The organism is Gluconobacter sp. P1C6_b (assembly GCF_018811945.1).
GTDB lineage: Bacteria > Pseudomonadota > Alphaproteobacteria > Acetobacterales > Acetobacteraceae > Gluconobacter.
This window is the reverse complement of record NZ_JACRVU010000055.1, coordinates 1-2,262: the sequence shown is the minus strand read 5'-3', so window position 1 is coordinate 2,262 and position 2,262 is coordinate 1. Positions and strand designations below refer to the sequence as shown.

Annotated in this window: 5 protein-coding genes and 1 pseudogene; 1 reads left to right on the top strand and 5 read right to left on the bottom strand. The window is 54.3% G+C overall.

The features are described from left to right. The 4 genes and pseudogenes from KP701_RS16005 to KP701_RS15990 all read right to left on the bottom strand — a co-directional run. Positions 1-168: pseudogene (locus KP701_RS16005) on the bottom strand (IS5/IS1182 family transposase); the annotation flags it as partial. Positions 169-184: 16 nt separating this feature from the next. Continuing rightward, positions 185-421 (bottom strand): tautomerase family protein, encoded by a 237-nt coding sequence (locus tag KP701_RS16000; RefSeq protein ID WP_235993403.1) that lies wholly within the window; start codon positions 419-421, stop codon positions 185-187. Between the two features lie 10 nt (positions 422-431). Continuing rightward, the gene (locus tag KP701_RS15995) at positions 432-1,175 is read right to left on the bottom strand and encodes an SDR family oxidoreductase (protein WP_086649792.1); all 744 of its coding nucleotides are present in this window, start codon (positions 1,173-1,175) and stop codon (positions 432-434) included. A gap of 27 nt (positions 1,176-1,202) precedes the next feature. After that, positions 1,203-1,598 (bottom strand): cupin domain-containing protein, encoded by a 396-nt coding sequence (locus tag KP701_RS15990; protein WP_194268040.1) that lies wholly within the window; start codon positions 1,596-1,598, stop codon positions 1,203-1,205. A gap of 119 nt (positions 1,599-1,717) precedes the next feature. On the opposite strand from KP701_RS15990, the gene KP701_RS16510 reads away from it, so the two are divergent. After that, entirely contained in the window at positions 1,718-2,017 is a 300-nt protein-coding gene (locus tag KP701_RS16510) for a LysR family transcriptional regulator (RefSeq protein ID WP_305798405.1), read from the top strand. Between the two features lie 57 nt (positions 2,018-2,074). On the opposite strand, the gene KP701_RS15980 is transcribed toward KP701_RS16510, so the two are convergent. Then, positions 2,075-2,262 (bottom strand): integrase core domain-containing protein (locus KP701_RS15980; protein WP_215747448.1); only part of this gene is annotated, 188 nt, incomplete at its 5' end.

The window sequence follows — 2,262 nt, the reverse complement described above, 5'->3', positions numbered from 1 at the left end:
AAACGGCGGTCGTCCACCTTTGCTCCCATCTGAATAGGCCAGAGCCTTCTCCAGATCGGGGCGGAACACCTCAAAATCCACAGTCCGGGAAAATGCCTCAAGCTGATCGCCAAGCCCGCTTAACCGGGCCAGCCGCTCTTCAACATCAAAGAAACTCGGCTGCTTCATCTGCCATCATCCCCAATCAACGCAGGAGAGATGGAATCACAGAGGAACCCTCAAATCCAGAAGGTTTTTCGAACCCTCCAGGTCTATAAACCTGATCACGCCAGTCCGAAGAAGCAACCTCGTCGAAACCAACCGAGACCGCATCGTCCGTATAACCCAGAATAGCGGTAACTTGCTGGGTGATCGCATCCGCCAGACGCTGTTTTTGCTGCTCGGATTTACCTGGCCAAAGCTTCACGATGATATGCGGCATTGAGGATTCCTCACCAGGCCTGATTGGCTGGCCCTACTGTAAACTCGTTGATCGTTGTGTCTGCTGGGGCAGAAATCGCAAACGAGACTACGTCGGCAATGCGTTCGGGTGGGATAGCATGCTGATCGTACAGCTTTTGCATGGCTGCAGCCGCCCCGGGATCAGAAATGCCGCCGAGCAATTCAGTTTTCACCGCTGCAGGATAAATCGTGGAGGTACGAATATTGCTACCCTCCATGGCTGACTCCATACGAAGCACCTCCATGAAATCGCGAACGAACCACTTGGTGCCGCCGTAGATCGCGCTGCCAGGGTATGCTTTGAGACCGGCCACTGAGGAAACGGCAATGATCTGACCGTATTTCTGTGCCAGAAAATGAGGCATGGCGGCAGCAACGCCATTCAGAACGCCTTTGATGTTAATGTCGACGGCTGCATTCCATTCGTCTGTCTTCAAGGCGGATACGGGGGCTGTCGGCATCAGACCTGCGTTGAGGAAAATAACATCAAGACGACCGTATTTTTCTTTGGCCATGTTGACCAAAGCCTCATTATCACTCGGCTTCGTTACATCCGTCACGAGGTAGGTCGCTGTGCCGCCCTCGTCTTTGATAGCACTGACAATCTCCTTTAGACGCTCTTCTCTGCGCGCACCCAGGACAACTTTCGCACCCTGCCGTGCCAGAAGCCGCGCCGTCGCTTCGCCAATACCAGAAGATGCACCAGTGATGAGAACAACTTTATCTTTAATCATGATGTGTCACCCGTATAAATATTTGACTTATTGCCCGTATTGGTCGTCAGAGACGTGCTCGAGCCAGTCTACGACTTTCCCATTCTCGACTTCCTGAATCGCGATATGGGTCATGGCCGTCTCTGGAGCGGCGCCATGCCAATTTTTTTCACCTGGTTCGAAGAAAACCACGTCGCCAGGACGGATTTCTTCGACGGGGCCGTCCCATCTCTGTACGCGACCAACGCCTGATGTCACAATAATGGTCTGGCCCAGTGGGTGGGTATGCCAGGCTGTCCGTGCACCCGGTTCAAATGTCACGTTTGCACCCTGAACACGATCGGGAGCGGCGGGGTTGAAAAGCATATCAACCCGGACCGTGCCTGTGAACCAGTCTCCGGGCCCTTTGAAAGACGGCTTGTGACCTACGCGGAAGATTTCCATAAAAATTTCCTGTGTTTCGCTGTCAGGCCGGACGAGGCCTTGTTCCGAACACGATAAGGGATCTTGCTGAACTCGATTAGAGCATATAACGTGCATGAACCTTTGAAATAAGCTCAGCAATGCCACGCGATCATATCAATGAACTGACGGCTTTTCTCGCGGTTGCCAGGGAACGAAGCTTTACGCGAGCCGCTGCCGAGCTCGGTGTCACGCCTTCAGCCTTGAGCCACACGGTGAGAGGACTTGAGGAAAGGCTCGGAGGTCGCCTGCTGTCTAGAACGACCAGAAATGTTGCAACTACCGATGCCGGAGAGCAGCTTCAAAAGCGTGTCGGGCCCCTTCTTGAACAGGTCTCTACCGAACTCGACTCAGTTGCGTCTCTTGGTAGCAAGCCTGCCGGATCAATTCGTATCACATGAGGTGGTCCCGTCCGTTCGGACAGTTTTGCGGGCTTGATAAGCTATACCCGGTTGTTGTTATGCCGCCCTTCTGACGGCGTTGCTGTTGGCCATCTGGTCCGGGGTTAACCCCGGACCAGATGGCGTCGGCACGTCATGATACGCCTCATCGGGCGTACGTCCAGCCAGCGCCGTATGCGGACGCCTTTCGTTATAATGGGCGATCCATCTGCCAAGCCCGGCCCTCAGCTCTGATCCGGTCTCGA

Excerpts from the sequence above, each read along its gene's own strand:
- KP701_RS16000 (WP_235993403.1), bottom strand. The coding sequence starts at position 421 with ATGCCGCATATCATCGTGAAGCTTTGGCCAGGTAAATCCGAGCAGCAA.
- KP701_RS15995 (WP_086649792.1), bottom strand. The coding sequence starts at position 1,175 with ATGATTAAAGATAAAGTTGTTCTCATCACTGGTGCATCTTCTGGTATT.
- KP701_RS15990 (WP_194268040.1), bottom strand. The coding sequence starts at position 1,598 with ATGGAAATCTTCCGCGTAGGTCACAAGCCGTCTTTCAAAGGGCCCGGA.
- KP701_RS16510 (WP_305798405.1), top strand. The coding sequence starts at position 1,718 with ATGCCACGCGATCATATCAATGAACTGACGGCTTTTCTCGCGGTTGCC.